General features: G+C 45.2%; 21 protein-coding genes. 7 read left to right on the forward strand and 14 right to left on the reverse strand.

Annotation, left to right across the window (positions count from 1 at the left end; genetic code table 11):
- Positions 1-129 precede the first annotated feature (129 nt).
- Both D4N35_RS02295 and D4N35_RS02300 read right to left on the reverse strand, forming a co-directional pair.
- A complete protein-coding gene (locus tag D4N35_RS02295; RefSeq protein WP_120069345.1) occupies positions 130-474 on the reverse strand; it encodes a hypothetical protein in 345 nt (114 codons plus the stop codon).
- A 118-nt stretch (positions 475-592) separates the two neighbouring features.
- On the reverse strand, positions 593-2002 hold the full coding sequence (locus tag D4N35_RS02300; protein WP_120069348.1) for a SpoVR family protein: 1410 nt from the start codon (positions 2000-2002) through the stop codon (positions 593-595).
- Between the two features lie 49 nt (positions 2003-2051).
- Here D4N35_RS02300 and D4N35_RS18025 point away from each other — a divergent pair, with 49 nt between their 5' ends.
- The 4 genes from D4N35_RS18025 to D4N35_RS02315 all read left to right on the forward strand — a co-directional run bounded on the left by D4N35_RS18025 (position 2052) and on the right by D4N35_RS02315 (position 3511).
- Positions 2052-2198 carry a hypothetical protein gene (locus D4N35_RS18025; protein ID WP_164876266.1) on the forward strand — a complete coding sequence of 49 codons (147 nt, stop codon included), beginning with the start codon at positions 2052-2054 and terminating at the stop codon, positions 2196-2198.
- A 17-nt stretch (positions 2199-2215) separates the two neighbouring features.
- The gene (locus D4N35_RS02305; protein ID WP_120069350.1) at positions 2216-2467 is read left to right on the forward strand and encodes a YhdB family protein; all 252 of its coding nucleotides are present in this window, start codon (positions 2216-2218) and stop codon (positions 2465-2467) included.
- Between the two features lie 136 nt (positions 2468-2603).
- The gene (locus D4N35_RS02310; RefSeq protein ID WP_120069355.1) at positions 2604-3047 is read left to right on the forward strand and encodes a disulfide oxidoreductase; all 444 of its coding nucleotides are present in this window, start codon (positions 2604-2606) and stop codon (positions 3045-3047) included.
- Positions 3044-3511 (forward strand): thioredoxin family protein, encoded by a 468-nt coding sequence (locus tag D4N35_RS02315; protein ID WP_120069359.1) that lies wholly within the window; start codon positions 3044-3046, stop codon positions 3509-3511. Before D4N35_RS02310 ends, D4N35_RS02315 begins: the two co-directional genes overlap by 4 nt.
- A gap of 24 nt (positions 3512-3535) precedes the next feature.
- On the opposite strand, the gene D4N35_RS02320 is transcribed toward D4N35_RS02315, so the two are convergent.
- Both D4N35_RS02320 and D4N35_RS02325 read right to left on the reverse strand, forming a co-directional pair.
- A complete protein-coding gene (locus D4N35_RS02320; protein WP_120069362.1) occupies positions 3536-3940 on the reverse strand; it encodes a DUF5365 family protein in 405 nt (134 codons plus the stop codon).
- A 133-nt stretch (positions 3941-4073) separates the two neighbouring features.
- Positions 4074-4907 (reverse strand): aldo/keto reductase, encoded by an 834-nt coding sequence (locus D4N35_RS02325; RefSeq protein WP_120069365.1) that lies wholly within the window; start codon positions 4905-4907, stop codon positions 4074-4076.
- A gap of 163 nt (positions 4908-5070) precedes the next feature.
- Between D4N35_RS02325 and D4N35_RS02330 the strand changes: the two genes are divergently transcribed.
- The 3 genes from D4N35_RS02330 (at position 5071) to D4N35_RS02340 (ending at position 8067) form a co-directional block, all read left to right on the forward strand.
- The gene (locus tag D4N35_RS02330; protein WP_120069368.1) at positions 5071-5691 is read left to right on the forward strand and encodes a DUF47 domain-containing protein; all 621 of its coding nucleotides are present in this window, start codon (positions 5071-5073) and stop codon (positions 5689-5691) included.
- Between the two features lie 14 nt (positions 5692-5705).
- On the forward strand, positions 5706-6704 hold the full coding sequence (locus tag D4N35_RS02335) for an inorganic phosphate transporter (RefSeq protein ID WP_120069371.1): 999 nt from the start codon (positions 5706-5708) through the stop codon (positions 6702-6704).
- Positions 6705-6768: 64 nt separating this feature from the next.
- Positions 6769-8067 (forward strand): NCS2 family permease, encoded by a 1299-nt coding sequence (locus D4N35_RS02340; protein ID WP_120069373.1) that lies wholly within the window; start codon positions 6769-6771, stop codon positions 8065-8067.
- A gap of 508 nt (positions 8068-8575) precedes the next feature.
- Here the strand turns inward: D4N35_RS02340 and D4N35_RS02345 are convergent.
- From D4N35_RS02345 to paaA, 10 genes are all read right to left on the reverse strand, one after another.
- A complete protein-coding gene (locus D4N35_RS02345; RefSeq protein ID WP_120069376.1) occupies positions 8576-9574 on the reverse strand; it encodes an alpha-ketoacid dehydrogenase subunit beta in 999 nt (332 codons plus the stop codon).
- A complete protein-coding gene (gene pdhA, locus D4N35_RS02350) occupies positions 9571-10641 on the reverse strand; it encodes a pyruvate dehydrogenase (acetyl-transferring) E1 component subunit alpha (RefSeq protein WP_120069378.1) in 1071 nt (356 codons plus the stop codon). Before pdhA ends, D4N35_RS02345 begins: the two co-directional genes overlap by 4 nt.
- A gap of 398 nt (positions 10642-11039) precedes the next feature.
- A complete protein-coding gene (locus D4N35_RS02355) occupies positions 11040-11837 on the reverse strand; it encodes an ABC transporter ATP-binding protein (RefSeq protein WP_120069384.1) in 798 nt (265 codons plus the stop codon).
- Entirely contained in the window at positions 11815-12864 is a 1050-nt protein-coding gene (locus D4N35_RS02360) for an ABC transporter permease (protein ID WP_120069387.1), read from the reverse strand. The genes D4N35_RS02355 and D4N35_RS02360 overlap by 23 nt, the downstream gene beginning before the upstream one ends.
- Positions 12865-12878: 14 nt before the next feature.
- Complete coding sequence (locus D4N35_RS02365) at positions 12879-13910, reverse strand: ABC transporter substrate-binding protein (protein ID WP_120069390.1); 1032 nt, start codon at positions 13908-13910, stop codon at positions 12879-12881.
- 121 nt (positions 13911-14031) lie between these two features.
- Positions 14032-14805 carry an enoyl-CoA hydratase-related protein gene (locus D4N35_RS02370; RefSeq protein WP_120069393.1) on the reverse strand — a complete coding sequence of 258 codons (774 nt, stop codon included), beginning with the start codon at positions 14803-14805 and terminating at the stop codon, positions 14032-14034.
- A 12-nt stretch (positions 14806-14817) separates the two neighbouring features.
- Positions 14818-15594: an enoyl-CoA hydratase-related protein gene (locus tag D4N35_RS02375; RefSeq protein ID WP_120069397.1), complete on the reverse strand. Its 777-nt coding sequence runs from the start codon at positions 15592-15594 to the stop codon at positions 14818-14820.
- On the reverse strand, positions 15587-15892 hold the full coding sequence (locus D4N35_RS02380) for an EthD family reductase (RefSeq protein WP_120069400.1): 306 nt from the start codon (positions 15890-15892) through the stop codon (positions 15587-15589). The genes D4N35_RS02375 and D4N35_RS02380 overlap by 8 nt, the downstream gene beginning before the upstream one ends.
- 232 nt (positions 15893-16124) lie before the next feature.
- Positions 16125-16499 carry a 1,2-phenylacetyl-CoA epoxidase subunit PaaB gene (gene paaB, locus D4N35_RS02385; protein WP_120069403.1) on the reverse strand — a complete coding sequence of 125 codons (375 nt, stop codon included), beginning with the start codon at positions 16497-16499 and terminating at the stop codon, positions 16125-16127.
- Between the two features lie 28 nt (positions 16500-16527).
- A complete protein-coding gene (gene paaA / locus D4N35_RS02390; RefSeq protein ID WP_120069405.1) occupies positions 16528-17469 on the reverse strand; it encodes a 1,2-phenylacetyl-CoA epoxidase subunit PaaA in 942 nt (313 codons plus the stop codon).
- Positions 17470-17488 lie beyond the last annotated feature (19 nt).

Consider the following 17488-nt stretch of genomic DNA (forward strand, 5'->3'; position numbering starts at 1 on the left):
GCTAGTCGATAGGCGCTGGAGCTAGACAACAAATGGCTTTGTTCAAAGTTTTAAAGCTGAAAAATCTTATACGCTTACTCTGTAAAAAAATAGGCCGGGTGCATGAGAATTTCGTGCACCCGGCCTCTATTATGAATGGAAGCCGATCAATTTGGCTTCTTTTCCGGCCCCAGGCATTTCATCAGCCGGGAATACAATGATAGAGTCAATATACTCCCATTTAATCAATAGATGTGTAGGGCAGGTCTCCTTAAATTGTTCAGATGCCGGAACATCACTCCCGTCATCTTCTTTTACTTTTGTCCTTTCAAAACACGGGTTTTCAACCCAAATCCCCATTGATTCTGTAAAAATCAATTTTGCTATACACCATTTGTCCGGGTGATAAATGCCTGTAACAGGCCCTGAAAGGGATTCCGGTAAGTTCTTGAACTTGATTTGAATCTTTTGGTTTACATAACTGTCCAAAAACACGATCTCAGCCCCCTCTGCTACATTCTACTGTAATACTTCCTCTTTTTTCATTCTTTAAACTGAAGAAAGCACACCTGTAATGGTGTGCTTGGCGACTGCTGTCACTTCCCGAATTTTGTCATAAAAATTTCCTCTGGACATTTCTGCCGTCATAGCTGAAGATCATTGGGCGGTTTTCCACAACACTCTCCAGATGGACGGATCTCCCCCAAAGCTGGTAAATGTACGGGAGCACCTTTTCCAAATACTTCAAATCCAGTTCGACGCCCTCATAAGAGTGCTTGATGTATAATTCCCCATTTTTCATGTAATCCCCATCATTTACGGTCAAATATGGGAAGCCGCCGTTGACTCTCATATTGACAAGCTGGTCCCTTACTTCTTTCCAGTTTTTATCGACAATTTTATAATCGCGGCCCTGTTTCTGAAACAAATACATGTCTTCCCTTGTAACAAGCTCTTTCGTAAGGTAATTCCGAAGGAAAGAGATGTCCGAATCAAGTTCCCTTACTTCAAACATTTTCTCTCTTCCCGAACCCGGTTCGACTCCCTGTTTTTTCAATTCCTCATCCGGATTGTCCCAGCGCTTTTCGATATCTTCGAAAATTTTCAACCCCAGGTAGTAAGGGTTAATGCTCGTTTTTGACGGCTGAATGACTCCCGCATTCAGTTTCGCAAATTCAATCGCCTCATCGCTGGATAAATCCATTTCTCTGATGATCCTTTGATGCCAATAGGAAGCCCAGCCCTCATTCATGATTTTCGTTTCGAGCTGCGGCCAGAAATAAAGCATTTCCTCCCGTACCATCGTCATAATGTCCCGCTGCCAATCGGATAGCTCCCTGCTGTATTGCTCGATAAAAAGCATAAGGTCTTTTTCCGGCTGCGGCGGAAACTTTTTCTTCCGCTTTTTCCTTTCTTTCTTAGGCTGCTTTTCATCCAAATCCCAGAGATCGTCAAATTCAGTTACCGGCTTCTCCTCTTCTTCCTCCCACTCTTCTTCATCCATTTTCCAATCAAGTGATGGACGAAGCAAAGAGGGATCAATATGCTCTTCTATCGACAGGACGGCATCAAGGAACTCCTCGACTTCCCTCCTGCCGTGTTCAATTTCATATTGCCGGATTCTTTCCGCGGTAGCAGCCATACTTTCGACCATATCCCGTTTCGTATTCCGGAACCGGACATTATTTTTGAAAAAATCGCAGTGGGCAAGGACATGGGCAACAATCAGCTTATTTTGAATAAGTGAATTCGAATCAAGCAGGAAAGCGTAGCAAGGATTCGAATTAATGACCAGTTCATAAATCTTGCTTAGGCCGAAATCATAATGGAGCTTCATTTTGAAAAATTGTTTTCCGAAGCTCCAGTGGGAAAAACGAGTCGGCATTCCGTAAGCTCCAAATGTATAGATGATATCTGCAGGGCAAATTTCATAACGCATGGGGTAAAAGTCAAGTCCAAATCCGCTGGCGATTTCTGTAATCTCACTTATGGCATTTTGCAACGCTTTCGTATCCGCACTCATTGGCAATTCCCCTCCCTTATCCACAATGTATGAATAAAAGAGGGCAATCATGAAGGAGCGAAAGCAATTCATCATATTTTTCCTTGAAGCACTTCCATATATACGTATCATGAATTGGCAGGCGGATGCTGCGGCAATGTCAACATTTACAGCCAAAACATCCATTTCGGCTGTCCATACTAAATACAACTCCTAAAAAAGGAGGGAGTTCATTTGCTGGATTATGACCGTGCCCTATATTATACCCATCGGTCCGAATGGGATAATTTAATCGTTTTGATGGTCAGGACGAAAGACGACATGCTCTCAAAAAGAATTGAACACTTTTTGCATGCGTATTATTTTTCCAGGGATTACTCACTGATTGAACGCCGGCTATTTTCCCTGCTCCGTTTTTTGGAGCATGCCGCAGCAGTTGTGGACAGCAAGGACATTTTTGAGGAATATCCGCTAATTCGAATGTGAACCCCGGCTGCCAATCTTTGGCAGCCGCTTTTTACATAAAACTTTAACAATCCTGTTACAAGCTCCCATATTTTTTACATGCATAAGGGATTAATACTATAATCAAGATAATTCTTATTAAAGGCAGAGGATGCAGATGGAATCAAAATCGGCGAAAAATCAGGAAAATATGCTTTTTTTTGCATGGGCCGTCTCAGTTATTGCAACGCTTGGGAGTTTATATTTTTCCGAAATAAAGCAATTTGAGCCTTGTGAGCTTTGTTGGTACCAAAGGATTTTAATGTATCCTTTAACGATCCTACTTGGGATTGCTTCGGTTAAAAAAAATTACGGCATTTCATTGTATTCGGCTGTCTTTTCCGGAATTGGAATTTGCGTTTCCTTATACCATTATTTAATCCAGAAAGTTCCTTTTTTCACTTCAAGCGCTCCGGCATGCGGCCGTGTTCCATGCACCGGCCAATACATTAACTGGTTTGGCTTTATCACCATACCTTTTCTTGCCCTTATTGCTTTTATCTTGATTTTCATTATTAGTTTGCTGTTGCTGAGAATGACCAAGGGAGTGGACCGTACATGAAGAAATTAATTATTTTTTTGGTTGTCATAATTGCTTTATTTGCCGCCATAGCAGGCCTGACCAAATGGCAGCAGGCGAAGAAATCGGAAGGAAATGTTTATAAGAAGGAGAGCCTTGATCCCTTAACTGTAGATTTGCTGGACGATCCTTTATATCAAAACATCATTTTGCCTGATGAATTAAAGAAAAAACTTAAAGACAAAGAAGACGTGACCGTTTACTTCTTCAGCCCCGAATGTCCGCATTGTATGAAAACAACACCGGAGCTGATTCCGGCTGCGGAAAAGACAGACGTAAACGTTTATCAATTCAATCTGCTGGAATTCAAAGATGGTTGGGACCAGTACAGGATCAAATACACCCCTACCCTGATGCACTTTAAAGATGGGAAAGAATATGCAAGGCTCGTTGGAGAACAATCACAGGACGAAATAGAAGCTTGGTTAAAAGAAAACGTTAAGTAGGACCGGTCCTTTTGCCGGTCCTTTTCATATTAGAAACTCATTGGCTGCGCTGGTAAACATGGATAACGCCAAATCAGAATTATGTAGAGAAGAAAACTGTCTGTATGTAAACGGAAAAGAGATATGGTATTTTTCCAATATCCATTTGTTTTTATAAAACAAATTTTCGTAATCCTTATTCTCACCGGGAAGGGACTTCAATTCCAGTAAAGAAATGAGCACCTGGAGTGCGGCAATGATACGGAACGCATCATCCGCAGTTTCAAGCCACTCCTCCTTTTCGTCAGGAGCTTTCAAAACCTCCCAGCGAATGAACTCCTTTATTTCCCCCGCTTCAAAATATAAAGGGAATACGGAATGATAAAGATGGTCAATCAAATCATTGATCATCTTTTTTTGTTCCAAGCTTGCCGCAAAAACCACTTTCATTGCCTGCCCCTGCCTTTAACTATAGTAATAGGTCTTTTAAGAATAACATACGTTTAATCTTTGTTTTTATGGGAATGGCAGGAAATAAAATGGAATTTTTATTCAAGTTCATAAAAGAGGCCATATGCCTCTTTTATGAAAAATTGAAATTGTCGGGATCTGGCCCGTACCTTTCATCCATATTTAATGCACTGATTTCATTCATGTCACTCATCGATAATTCAAAATCGAACAAGTCGGCATTTTCGCGGATTCTTTCTTCGTGTACAGATTTCGGAATAATGATATGGCCGTTTTGCAAGTGCCAGCGCAATATAATCTGAGCTGTGGTTTTTCCGTGCTTGTCGGCAAGATGCTTCAATGTCGGCTCTTCCAGAAGGCGGCCGCGCGCAATTGGTGACCACGCTTCAACGGCAATGTCATTCTGCTCGCAATACTCACGCAATGGCTCCTGCGTTAAGCGCGGATGCAGTTCCACCTGATTGACAACCGGCTTTTCATTGCTGCTGGCCGCCAGGTCTTCCAGGTGATGAATTTGAAAATTGCATACACCTATGGCCTTCACCACTTTTTCATCATAAAGCCTTTCAAGGGCGCGCCATGTTTCTTTGTATTTGTCTTTTACAGCCCAATGGATCAGATAAAGGTCGAGATACTCCATATCCAGCTTTTCCAAGCTCTGTTCGAATGCTTTCAGCGTCGAGTCGTACCCCTGATCGGTATTCCAAACTTTTGTAGTTATAAACAGTTCTTCCCTTGGGACTCCGGATTCCCTGACCGCTCTGCCGACAACATGTTCATTTTCATAAATACGGGCAGTATCAATAGACCTGTATCCGTGCTCAATGGCATATTTTATCGCAGCAGCCGCTTCTTCTTCCTCTTTCATCAGATAGACCCCAAGCCCTATGTACGGCATTTTCACTCCGTTATGCAGTGTTTTTACATCTTGCAAATTATTGATCATACACAGTCCCTCCTTGACTTTTCTTTTATTGTATCCGTTACCGGGCATGAAGACGAATAATTTGTTCACAATATTTATTCGACAGAAACTTTTAACTTTCATCAATATGAGCTAAAATAAAATCGTTTGGTATAATAACCATGGAAAAGGTGGGAATTTATTAATGGTCTTTAACAGGAAAAAAGACAAGTTTGCTACATTATTGGAGAAAATTGCGGCAAACTTGAAAGAGAGTGCGGATTATTTCGCCGACTATAAACTTGGGAACAAAGATGACACCAAAATTTTCGCCGAAAAAATGAAGGAATATGAGAATATCGGAGATTCACTTGTCCATGAAATGATAAAGGAATTGAACAACTCCTTTATTACTCCGATTGAACGTGAAGATCTTTGGGACCTTTCCATGATCATGGATGATGTACTTGACGGCATGGAACATACAGCCGGTCTGTTTGAAATGTATAATATTGTCAAAGCCGATGAATATGTTGTCAAATTTGTAGAAACCATCCGAAAATGTGCAATTGAAATTGAAATTTCCATCGGTTTGTTATTCAGTAAAAAACTTCCGGAAGTCCGGCCTCACGCCATCAAAATAAAAGAATACGAATCAGTATGCGATGATGTATTACGCGAATCCATGAAACATCTATTTGCAACTGAAAAAGATCCTATCCAGCTGATCAAATATAAAGAAGTGTACGAGCATATGGAACAAATCGCGGACGACTGCCAAGGCGTCGCCAATACACTCGAAAGCATTATAATGAAAAACGCTTAAGGGAGTCTTTATTTATGGATTCATTATTACTGATCACCATACTGATCGTTATTCTTGCTCTTGCTTTTGACTTTATCAATGGTTTTCATGATACAGCCAATGCGATTGCCACAGCCGTTTCGACTAAAGCACTAAGGCCGCGTGTCGCCATTGTTCTTGCGGCTTCAATGAATTTTCTCGGAGCCATGACATTTACAGGCGTTGCACAGACCATCACAAAGGATATAGTGAACCCTTTCAATTTGCAAAATGGTTCAATCGTGATCATGGCAGCCCTGATTTCGGCCATAGCCTGGAACTTGATCACCTGGTATTTTGGCATTCCAAGCAGTTCTTCGCATGCGCTGATCGGATCGATTGCGGGCGCGGCGATTGCATCTGCAGGAATGGCATCGATTAACTTTAAAGGTTTTATCAAAATTATTGAAGCGCTGATTTTTTCGCCTATTATTGCTTTTGTAGTAGGCTTTATCATTTATTCCATTTTCAAGGTCAGCTTCAAGAATTTTAATTTGGCGAAAACGAATAAACGTTTCCGTTACTTCCAAATATTCACTGCGTCCCTGCAGGCATATACCCATGGAATGAATGATGCCCAGAAAGCGATGGGGATTATCACAATGGCCCTTATTGCCAACAACCTGCATGCAACGACCGACATTCCGCATTGGGTACAGCTCTCCTGTGCGACAGCAATGGGTCTGGGTACCTCAGTCGGCGGATGGAAGATCATCAAAACTGTTGGCGGTAAAATCATGAAGATCCGCCCTGTAAATGGAGTGGCTGCCGATCTAAGTTCCGCTCTGATCATTTTTGGGGCAACATACATTCATTTGCCCGTAAGCACCACGCATGTCATTTCATCCTCCATCCTTGGCGTCGGTACGTCTCACCGGGTAAAAGGCGTTAAATGGGATACAGCCAAGACGATGGTCATCACGTGGTTTATTACGCTGCCGATTACTATTTTGCTGTCTGCACTAATTTATTACCTTTTAAATATTTTTGTATAAATGCCGGGCAATCCTGTTTCCAGGATTGCCCTTTGACAGTTAAACTTTAACCGGAGGTTCCTTCATGTTCAAATTAACAGAAAACAAAACAGACGTTAAAACAGAAATTCTGGCAGGTGTCACAACTTTTTTGACAATGGTTTATGTTGTGGTTGTCAATCCGATTATTTTAAAGGATGCGGGTGTTCCCTTTGAACAGGTTTTTACAGCTACCATCATTGCCACTGTTGTCGGAACATTGTGGATGGCGCTTGCCGCCAATTATCCGATTGCCATTGGGCCGGGGATGGGATTGAATGCGTATTTCGCCTATTCTGTTGTCGGAGCGCATAATATATCCTATACAACTGCGTTTGCAGCAGTTTTTGTTGCCGGTGTGATTTTTATCATTTTATCCCTGACCCCTTTTCGCAAAATATTGATTGAGGCGATACCGGCCAATTTGAAACACGGAATTACAGCAGGTATCGGGTTGTTTATCGCATTTATCGGAATGAGACTGACCGGAATCATTGTCGCCCATCCTTCGAACCTTGTAGCGTTGGGCGACCTTCACTCCCCAGGCGTCTTACTGGCCCTGCTCGGGCTTGCGGTTACACTTGTTTTGATGGCGCTTAATGTCCATGGAGCATTATTTATCGGTATGATCATCACGGCGGTTGTTGCTTATTTCACTGGCCAATTGTCATTTGACCAAGGATTTGTACAGATGCCGTCATTGCCGGAAGGTTTGCTTGTCACAAATCCGATTGCCGCAATAAGTGACGTTTTCCAACATTTTCTTTTTGCTGTCGTCTTTTCATTTCTGCTTGTCACCATTTTTGATACAACCGGAACGATGATCGGAGTTGCCCAGCAGGCGGGGTTGATGAAAGGCAGCTCATTCCCGCGTGCCCGACAGGCTCTTCTTGCAGATTCAGTGGCCACAACTGTTGGAGCCATGTTCGGGACAAGCCCGACAAGCGCTTATATCGAATCTTCATCAGGCGTAGCTGCAGGAGGCCGAACAGGTTTAACAACAGTGACCGTTGCTGTCCTGTTTATCGCCGCAGCTTTCTTCGGCCCGCTTGTCAGCGCGGTATCGGGGCTATCCGCCATTACAGCGCCTGCCCTCATCATTGTCGGAAGCCTGATGATGGGTGCTATCTCTGAGATCAATTGGAAGGAGATAGATGAGGGATTTCCTGCGTTTTTAATCATATTGAGCATGCCGCTGACATCCAGCATTGCAACAGGCATCGCCCTTGGATTCATCTCCTACCCGTTATTGAAAATCGTCAAAGGGAAATGGCGCAGCGTGCATCCTCTTCTGTATATATTTGCGGTATTGTTTTTCTATCAGCTGGCGTTTATACCACATTAGGGTTTTAGAAAAAGCGATTATCAAATTGATGATCGTTTTTCTAAGGGTTCTTCTATTTAAGGCGTTGGCTACGCGAGCCAATGACCGTGTTTCACTTTTTTACCCTTGTGCGGGCTTTGGCTGCTCGAGCCGATGACCGTGTTTCACCTTTTCACCCTTGTGCGGGCTTTGGCTGCGCGAGCCAGTGACCATGTTTCACCTTTTCACCCTTGTGCGGGCTTTGGCTGCTCGAGCCAGTGACCATGTTTCACTTTTTCACCCTTGTGCGGGCTTTGGCGGCGCGACCCAGTTACCGTGTTTCACCTTCTCACCCTTACGCGGGGCATTGGCGGCGCGACCCAGTTACCGTGTTTCACCTTCTCACCCTTACGCGGGCTTTGGCGGCGCGACCCAGTTACCGTGTTTCACCTTCTCACCCTTACGCGGGCATTGGCACCGGGAGCCAGCCGCAAAAACTGCATACAAAAAGCCTAATCTTCAGCGATTAGGCTTTTCACCGGACCTTTCATTAAAAATTGACTGTCTTCTCGATCGCTTTTGCAACACGGCCGACGGACGGCAAATAGTGCTGTTCCAATGAATAAAACGGAACCGGAACATCGAAGCCAGTGACCCTTTCAATCGGCGATTTTAAATAAAGAAAAGAGGTGTCATTGATTAATGCTATGATTTCCGTTCCCAACCCGCCCGTTGCATGGGCTTCATGAACAATAACTGCCCTTCCGGTTTTTTGCACCGACTCTGCAATCATGTCACGGTCAAGCGGGTACAGTGTCCGCAAATCCAGCACATCACAGTGAATCCCTTTTTCTTTCATTTTTTCTGAAGCCTGGACTGCTACCGGAACCATTGCTCCCCATGCGATTACGGTGACATCTTCTCCGGACATCAGTTTTTTTGCCTTTCCGATTTCCACTGTATATTTTTCTGTCGGTACCTCTTCCCTGAAGGCCCGGTAGACCCTCATTGATTCAAGAAAAAGAACGGGATCGGGATCTTCTATGCTGGCAATGAGCAATCCTTTTGCATCATAGGGGTTGGCCGGACAGACTACCTTGATCCCCGGCATGTGGGTAAAAAATGCTTCGACACTGTCGGAATGGATTTCCGGGGCCCGGATGCCCGCTCCATATGGGGCCCGTATGACGAGGGGAACATGAAAATGGCCGTTCGTCCTCATCCTGAGTCTTGTGGCATGAGTCATGATCTGTTCAAAAGCCGGGTAAATGAAGCCGAGAAATTGCATCTCTATCACCGGAAGCAGGCCGTTGACTGCCATTCCGATGGCCGTTCCCGCAATTCCAGATTCGCTGATGGGGGTATCTATGACCCGGCGCTCCCCGAATTCTTCGATCAAACCGTCCGTTGCCCGGAACACACCGCCGTTTACACCGATGTCTTCCCCCATCAAGATGATTTCTTCCCGTTCCTTCATCATTGTCCTTAAGCCGTCGGTCACCGCTTGAACCAATGTCAGTTTTTGAGTGGCAGGTGCTGAAATACTCATATTGACACACCTCGCAAATAATCGAAATATTGGTCTTTCTGGTCCTGGATCGTCCACGTTTTTTCTTCAAATACATGGTCGAACAAATCATTTGCATCGGCTTCCGGATAGGCCTCCATTGTCCTGACAGCCTCTTCAACCATCTCAGCCGCCTCTTCCCAAGTCCATTCATTCCATTTCTCATCCCAAATGCCTTCCATTTTCATGAACCTTTCCAGCCGTAAAATAGGATCTCCGGATTCACGTTTTTTCTCGCTCAATGACTGGTCACGATATTTTGTCGGGTCATCCGCTGTTGTATGGGCGCCATATCTCCACGTAACTGCTTCAATCAATGTCGGGCCTTTCCCTGCCCGAGCTCTTTCCAAAGCCTTCTTCGTCTCAAAATAGGCGGCGAACACGTCATTTCCGTCAATCCGGACGCCCGGTATGCCATAAGCAACAGCTTTTTGCGCAATTGTCCTGGAATTCATCTGCCGTTCAATCGGAACAGAAATAGCGTATTGATTGTTTTGGTTGTAAAAGATGACCGGGGCTTTGAAGATGCTTGCAAAATTCATCCCTTCATGGAAATCCCCTTCAGACGTAGAGCCGTCGCCAAAATAAACAATTGCCGCATGATCGGTACCTTTGTATTGTTCAGCCATAGCGGCTCCGGCAGCATGCGGCAGCTGGGTAGCTAAAGGCACAGCCGGCGGAAAGATTCTTTTTCCTTCAGGCGGAATGCAGCCTTCCGATCTCCCGTTCCAATAGAGCAGCACCGTATCCATCGGCATTCCAAATGTCATCGTGGCTGCGTGGTCCCTGTATGTCGGAAATATCCAGTCATCCTGCCTGAGCGCATACGCGCTGCCCACCTGGGCTGCTTCCTGCCCTTCAAACGGAGCATAGGTTCCTAGCCTTCCCTGACGCTGCATATTGATCGCTTTCCGGTCAAAAGTCCTCATCAGAACCATCTGCCGATAAAAGTGCTTTACAAGGTCCTCTGTCAACTGACTTTTCATTTCATTGTCCACCAGATTTCCATCTCCGTCTACATAAACGACCTTAGCAAATTGCTCCTCCATGCTGCCCCTCCTTTTGGTAGATGATCACACGGATATTAATGCCGATCTCCCATTTGGGCGGCTTGTTTCTTGTGAAAAACTTTCTCTTGGACTGATCCCCCTATAGTAACCGCTTACATTTAGCGAATGACATCGTGTGCCGGGTCGCTTTCCGGCCTGTACCTGGTCATTGCTGAGATTAGCCTGCTCATATATTTGAATTTGCCCGTAAAAATCCATAAGCGCCGTTTTGTAAAAAAAAGGAGTTCCGTTGATTCAAAACTCCCGTAAAACGCCTTCAATTTTATTTTTAAATCCGGCATATCCGGGGCAGTATAATCCTACCAATCACAAAGCCCCGCCGGCTTTCGGTACTATCAAAAATGATCCGATATAAACCGTATGAATCTTTACAAAAATCAGCTTGTCAAAAGTGCTTTATCGCTTGCAAACTGTTCACCGCGTATTCTCTGGAACTCGGCAAGCAGCTTCTCAATCGTCAATTCCTTCTTCTTATCTTCTTCCACCTCAAGGATGATTTGGCCTTTGTCCATCATGATCAGCCTGTTTCCAAGATCAAGCGCCTGCTGCATGTTGTGTGTAACCATCAGGGTTGTCAAATTATCTTTATCCACAAGCTCCTTGGTCAGGTTAGTGATCAATTCCGCTCTTGCCGGGTCAAGTGCGGCTGTATGCTCATCAAGAAGTAAAATGGAAGGCTGGGTGAAAGTCGCCATCAATAATGACAATGCCTGCCTTTCCCCTCCGGACAGCAGTCCAACCTTGGCGTTTAAGCGATTTTCCAAGTTCAAATGGAGAGTTTCCAAAGAGGTGCGGAAAAAGTCCTTTCTTTTCCTATCCACTCCTTTTTTCAAGGTGCGTTTTTTATTTCTGGAGTAAGCCATTGCCAAGTTTTCTTCAATTGTCATCGTAGGCGCGGTGCCTGCCATGGGATCCTGAAACACTCTGCCAATAAAATGAGAGCGTTTATACTCGGGGAGTTTAGTCACATTTTTAGAATCAATTTCTACTGTACCGACATCGGGGGTAAGAACACCTGATATCATATTCATCAAAGTGGATTTGCCAGCACCGTTACTTCCGATCACTGTGACGAAGTCGCCTTCTTTCAAAGAATAGCTTACTCGATCCAGGGCGATTTTTTCATCCGGTGTGCCTTCATTGAAGATTTTGCTAATCTGTTCGAGCTTCAGCAACGGTTTCTACCTCCTTGTTTTTGGCTGCTTCCAATGCCGCCATCCTGTCGGCATGCCACTTGACTTTTCTTCTGCTTTCTCTTCTCTTCTCAATGTATTGAGGCATGACAAGCGCAGCAATGACGATGACGGCCGTGATCAGTTTCATGTCGCCTGTATCAAGCAATTTAATTCTTAGTGCCAGGCCAAGGACAATCCGGTAAATGATTGCACCGGCTACAACAGCGAGTGTTGTCCTTACAATCGTCTTTGTACCGAAGATCGCTTCGCCGATAATGACGGATGCAAGGCCGATGATAATCATCCCGATCCCCATGCCGATATCAGAGAATTTTGCATATTGCGCAATCAACGCACCTGATAAAGCAACCATGGCATTGGAAATTCCAAGCCCTATTATGACCAAATTATCAGTATTCGCTGAAAAACTTCTAATCATCCGCTTATTATCCCCGGTTGCCCTGATGGCAAGACCCACTTCCGTTTGCAGGAACCAATCCGCTGCAAATTTGATGATCAGGGTCAAAATTGCCATAAGGATCAGCGTACCCCAAGTGGATGGAAGATGCTGAATGCCGATGGCCCCCAACATATTGTTCAACGCCGCGTCAATCCCGAGGTTCCCCCAGAATGCCTGGAACTTTGAAAATACGGTTTCTGAATTCAATAGCGGGATATTCGGCCTGCCGACGGAATTATCGGAAGTGAATCCCATAATCCGTAAATTGATGGAATAAAGGGCGATCATCATTAATATTCCGGATAAAAGGGGGTTGATCTTTCCTTTTGTATGCAATAATCCCGTAACACAACCGGCAAGGAATCCAACGACAAGAGCAACAGCCGTGGCTGCCGCCGGATGATATCCGAAAAATATCATCGTGGCGGCAACCGCAGCACCTGTTACAAAACTTCCATCAACGGTAAGATCCGGAAAATCCAGAACCCGGAATGAAAGGTACACCCCAAGAGCCATAATCGCATAGATGATTCCTTGCTCCACGGAGCCAAACAAAGCTGCAAACATCTAGAATCATCTCCTTATTTTTCAAGATCTTTAACGTCTTCTGCGTTCCAATCATCTTTAACTTTTAACTTAATAGCTTCAGCAGTATCCTTATTAATGACAAATTTCAGATTTTGAGGATATTGGACCGGCATATCTGCAGGTTCGCCTTCGCCATTTAAGATTTTAACCGCCATTTCACCAGCTTCATATCCAATATCATAATATTCAAAGCCGTATGCACCCAGACCGCCTCTTTCGACAGAGTCGAATTCACCGACCATCATTGGAAGATTATTGTCATTTGCAACAGCTACTACAGATTCAAGTGCAGAAACGACAGTGTTGTCAGTGATGGTGTACAAGGAATCCACTTTGCCGACCAGTGATTCAGCCGCTTGTTTCACATCAGCGGATGTTGCTACAGAAGCTTCTACGATTTCAAGGTCCAGTCCCTCGTCTTCAATTAGCTTTTTAATGGAGTCTACCTGTGCACGTGAATTTTGCTCACCGGAGTTGAATACCATGCCAACCTTTTTGGCATTAAGTTCTTCTTTCAAAAATTTTAATGTGTTTGGGATGGCATCCGGATGTGTATCAACTGTACCGGTAACATTTCCGCCCGGTTTTTCATTTGATTCTACCAATTCTGCTCCCTCGGCATCGGTAACGGAGGTGAACACAATCGGAATGTCACTTGTGGCGCTGGCTGCCGCCTGTGCACTCGGCGTGGAGTTGGCAAAAATAAGATCCACTCCGCCGCTTACAAGGTTATTTGCAATAGTAGTGTTTTGGCTGTTGTCACCTTGCGCGATTTGCACATCATATTCAGCTTGGATGCCTGCTTCCTTCAGAGCCACTTTAAAACCTTCAAAAGCTGCGTTCAATGACGGGTGTTCAACAATTTGGGTAACCCCGATTTTGTAGGTCTTGGCTTCTTCCTGTTGGGCCGGCTCATCCGGCTTCTCCTCTTTTTCCGGTGCCCCGGTATTGCTTCCGCAGGCAGCAAGCATCAATACAGCTCCGCCGAATAAAGCCATTGCACTTTTTTTCCACTTTCTTTTCATTTATTTTCCCCCTCTTTAGTTTTTTATCGCCTTATGGTAAAGGACAATAATTACCGTAATGGTACAATGGTTGGACTTGATAGTCAATAAGTTTCAAAGGTTGGCAGGCAGAGTTGCTCTATCAATCTCCTTTGAATAGAGGTTTCCTTTTTTCCAAAAAGGCCTGGACTCCTTCGCGGTGGTCGCCTGAAAGTCCCGCCAGGCTTTGCGCATGAGCCTCTTTCTCCAAGACCCCCTCAAGGGGCAAGTCCCATGACTTCATCAGGGCCTCTTTGATCAGGGCGATGGCTTTTGTTGGCATGGAAGCCAGTCTATCGGCAAAGGCGGATATCTCACTTTTCCAATTCTCTTCGGATATGACTTTTGTCGCAAGCCCAAGCCTTCCGGCTTCCTCAGCTCCCACCTTGTCTCCAAGAACCATGAGTTCAAGAGCTTTTGCATGGCCGACCATTCGCGGCAAATAATATGTATTGCCGGAGTCGGGCACAAGTCCTATATGGATGAACGCATTTAAAAAACTGGCTTTTTCAGATACAAGCCTGAAATCAGCTGCCAATGCCAAGCTGAATCCCGCCCCGGCAGCCGTACCGTTTACAGCGGCAATGACCGGCTTCCCAATCTCGGCCATTTTTTGGATAATCGGATTATACCTATTTCTCAATAAATCCCCGTAGTCCGTGGAATTGTCCACCTCAGACAAATCCTGGCCGGCGGAGAACGCCCTTCCCGCTCCCGTCAACACAATGGCCCTGACCGCTTTGTCATTCTCCGCCTCTTGAAGCGCTTTCAGCAATTCGGAATGCATGGCCTCATTAAAGGAATTCAGCTTCTCGGGACGGTTTAGCGTAATCCAGACAGTGGAACCTCTTACTTCATATAAAATGGTATCAAACATCATATCTCTCCTTTAACGCCCCTTGAAATCCGGCTTTCTTTTTTCAATAAATGCTTTCATGCCCTCTTTTTGGTCTTCCGAAGAGAATAGCAGATAAAAGTTCTTTCTTTCAAAGAACATTCCTTCCTGCAGCGGATAATCCACCGCTTTGTTGACAGCTTCCTTGATCAGGCGGACTGCAAGTGGGGGCTTTTCAGCCAGCTCCTTTGCATATCCGAGCGCTTCTTCTATCAGATCGGCTTTCGGATACAGCCGGTTGACGATCCCTAATTCATGGGCTTCTTCCGCTGGGTGCATGTCACCGCCCCAAATCCATTCAAGCGCTTTTGTCTTTCCGATCAGCTTGGTCAATCTTTGGGTTCCGCCGGCTCCGGGCATGACAGCAAGATTGATTTCCGGAAAAGCGAATTTGGCATCGTCTGCCGCAAACAGCAGGTCGCATACAAGTGCAAGCTCAAATCCTCCACCGAGACAAAATCCGTGTACTGCCCCGATGATCGGCTTTTTTACAAGGCTTAACCTGTCCCAGTCGGCAAACTGGTTCAACAGTTCCATGGAAACGGAATCATCCTCGGCCATTTCATCGATATCTGCGCCTGCCGCAAAAGCTCTCCCCTTTCCGGCAAGGAATATCACACGGATGTCATCATTGCGGTCATATTCTTCAAAAACTTCGAGAATTTCATTTACCATTGTCCGGTTTAATGCATTCAAAACATCCGGCCTGTTCAGCCAGACGATCCCGACCCGGCCGCACGCCTCCGTCTCAATAAACCGGTAATCACTCATTTACTTCCTCACCGAACATGAATGTGACAATATCGCCCGCAAATTTCATGACATCTTTGCCTGAAGCTTTCGACTCCTCCGTCTTTGAAGCTTCCTTGAAAGCCTCAAAGCTGTCATAATACATTTCGCACATCAAATAGTACGGGCTTTCCCCCATTGGAGACCCCGTGAATTTGGTGATTTCCACCTTCCGCAGCCCCGGGATTTTTTCAGTGATTGGAATATGTGTTTCAAAATAATATTGATCAAACTCCTCGGTATTTTCCGGTTTCTTGAATAACGCTATCATTTTAAACATTCATCATTTCCCCTTTCTGTATATATGTGGAATTTTTTCTAAGAACAGCGCAAGGCGCGCAGCCTTAGGCGCAAAGCTAGACTACGCTTGTGAAGGCGTAGTTTGCCTTCATCAGCGATTGGCTTAATCCTTGCGCTGATAGCGCTTGAAGCTGAACATTACGTTAATCTTGTTGGAAGAGAAAATTCGGTAAAATTTTATGCTTTCTTAAGCTGGCTGCCCCGGAGAAAATTTATTTTGTTTTCTTCTTCGAAGGTTTGCCGTCCTCCCCCCAGGACATGATCTCCTTTTCATCCAGCATTTGCTGCTCATATTGGCGCCACTTCTTGCGCAGGTAGCCATAACCTTTCGTCAAACGGTAATCTTTGTTATCCAGCCGGTTGACGATCTGACGTTCTTCGGGCTGCATCATGCGGATATCATCCCGCTTCACTACCCAAATATCAACAACCGGTTCCCTGCGCATGAAGTTTTCCTGTGCCATGACAAATGCCATTTCCTTGTTTGGGGCCAGCAAACTGAATTGGTGCTGAAAATCTGCTTTGTGATTTCTCTTGCTGAATACTTCATATATTTGATAAAATCCATCTGTTTTTTCTTTGCCCATGCAGTCCTCCTCCCTCCTTTTCGCTGCTTTAGCCGAGTGCCCTTCTGACCCATTCATGCTCCTTGTAGGCTGTTCTTCTTAACTGGAGCCTGCTTCCGGATCTGGGTCCTTTATTGGAAATGATTTTTTTGAACTCACTCCAATCGGGCTGCTTATAGATCCACTCCTGTTTGTCCTCGTCAAACCTCAGTGTTTCATCCGGGACTGTAAGGCCGAGTGAATGGACTCTCGGAATATATTTTGAGAGAAAATCCTGGCGAAGCTGCTCATTCGTTTTAGTTCTGATTTTATATTTGATGGTTATATCCTGCTTGGACGATCCGGTTGTTGCAGCTGAAGCGGGGCCGAAAAACATGAGCAGCGACGGCCACCACCTGTTGATCGCATCCTGTATCATTCCCCGTTGTTCCTGCGAGCCTTCCGCAAGAGCCAGAATGATCGATTCCCCATGCTGGGCGTGAAACACCTCTTCCGCGCAAATTCTTTGAAGGGCCCTCGCATAAGGGCCATAGGAGGCTCCGAGCATATTTGTCTGGGTGATGATAGCCGCTCCGTCAACGAGCCAGCCGATCAACCCGGCATCCGCCCATGTAGGGGCTTCCATATGAAAAACATTATGAAACTTCAAATCTCCCTTCAGAAGATCATTCATAATATCTTCCCTGCCTTTTCCAAGCGGGGCCAATAAATCTTCGGCTACACGCAAAAGAAGCTGGCCGTGTCCCATTTCATCCTGGACTTTCGCCATGATTCCGAGCTTTCTGCGAAGTGACGGCGCCTTCGGCACCCATTCCTTTTCCGGCAGAGCCCCCATGATCTCACTGACTCCATGCATTGAAATCAACTTGATCAGGGCCATCCGGTAATCATCCGGCATCCAGTCATTCGCCTCAATTTTTTCTCCGGCATTTATTCTCTCCATGAAACGGTCCAGCTTTTCTTCGTAAGAGAGCCCTGTTGCCACATCCATCAAACGCACTCCTTTCAAA

The organism is Siminovitchia fortis, from assembly GCF_003605365.2.
Lineage (GTDB): Bacteria > Bacillota > Bacilli > Bacillales > Bacillaceae_C > Siminovitchia > Siminovitchia fortis.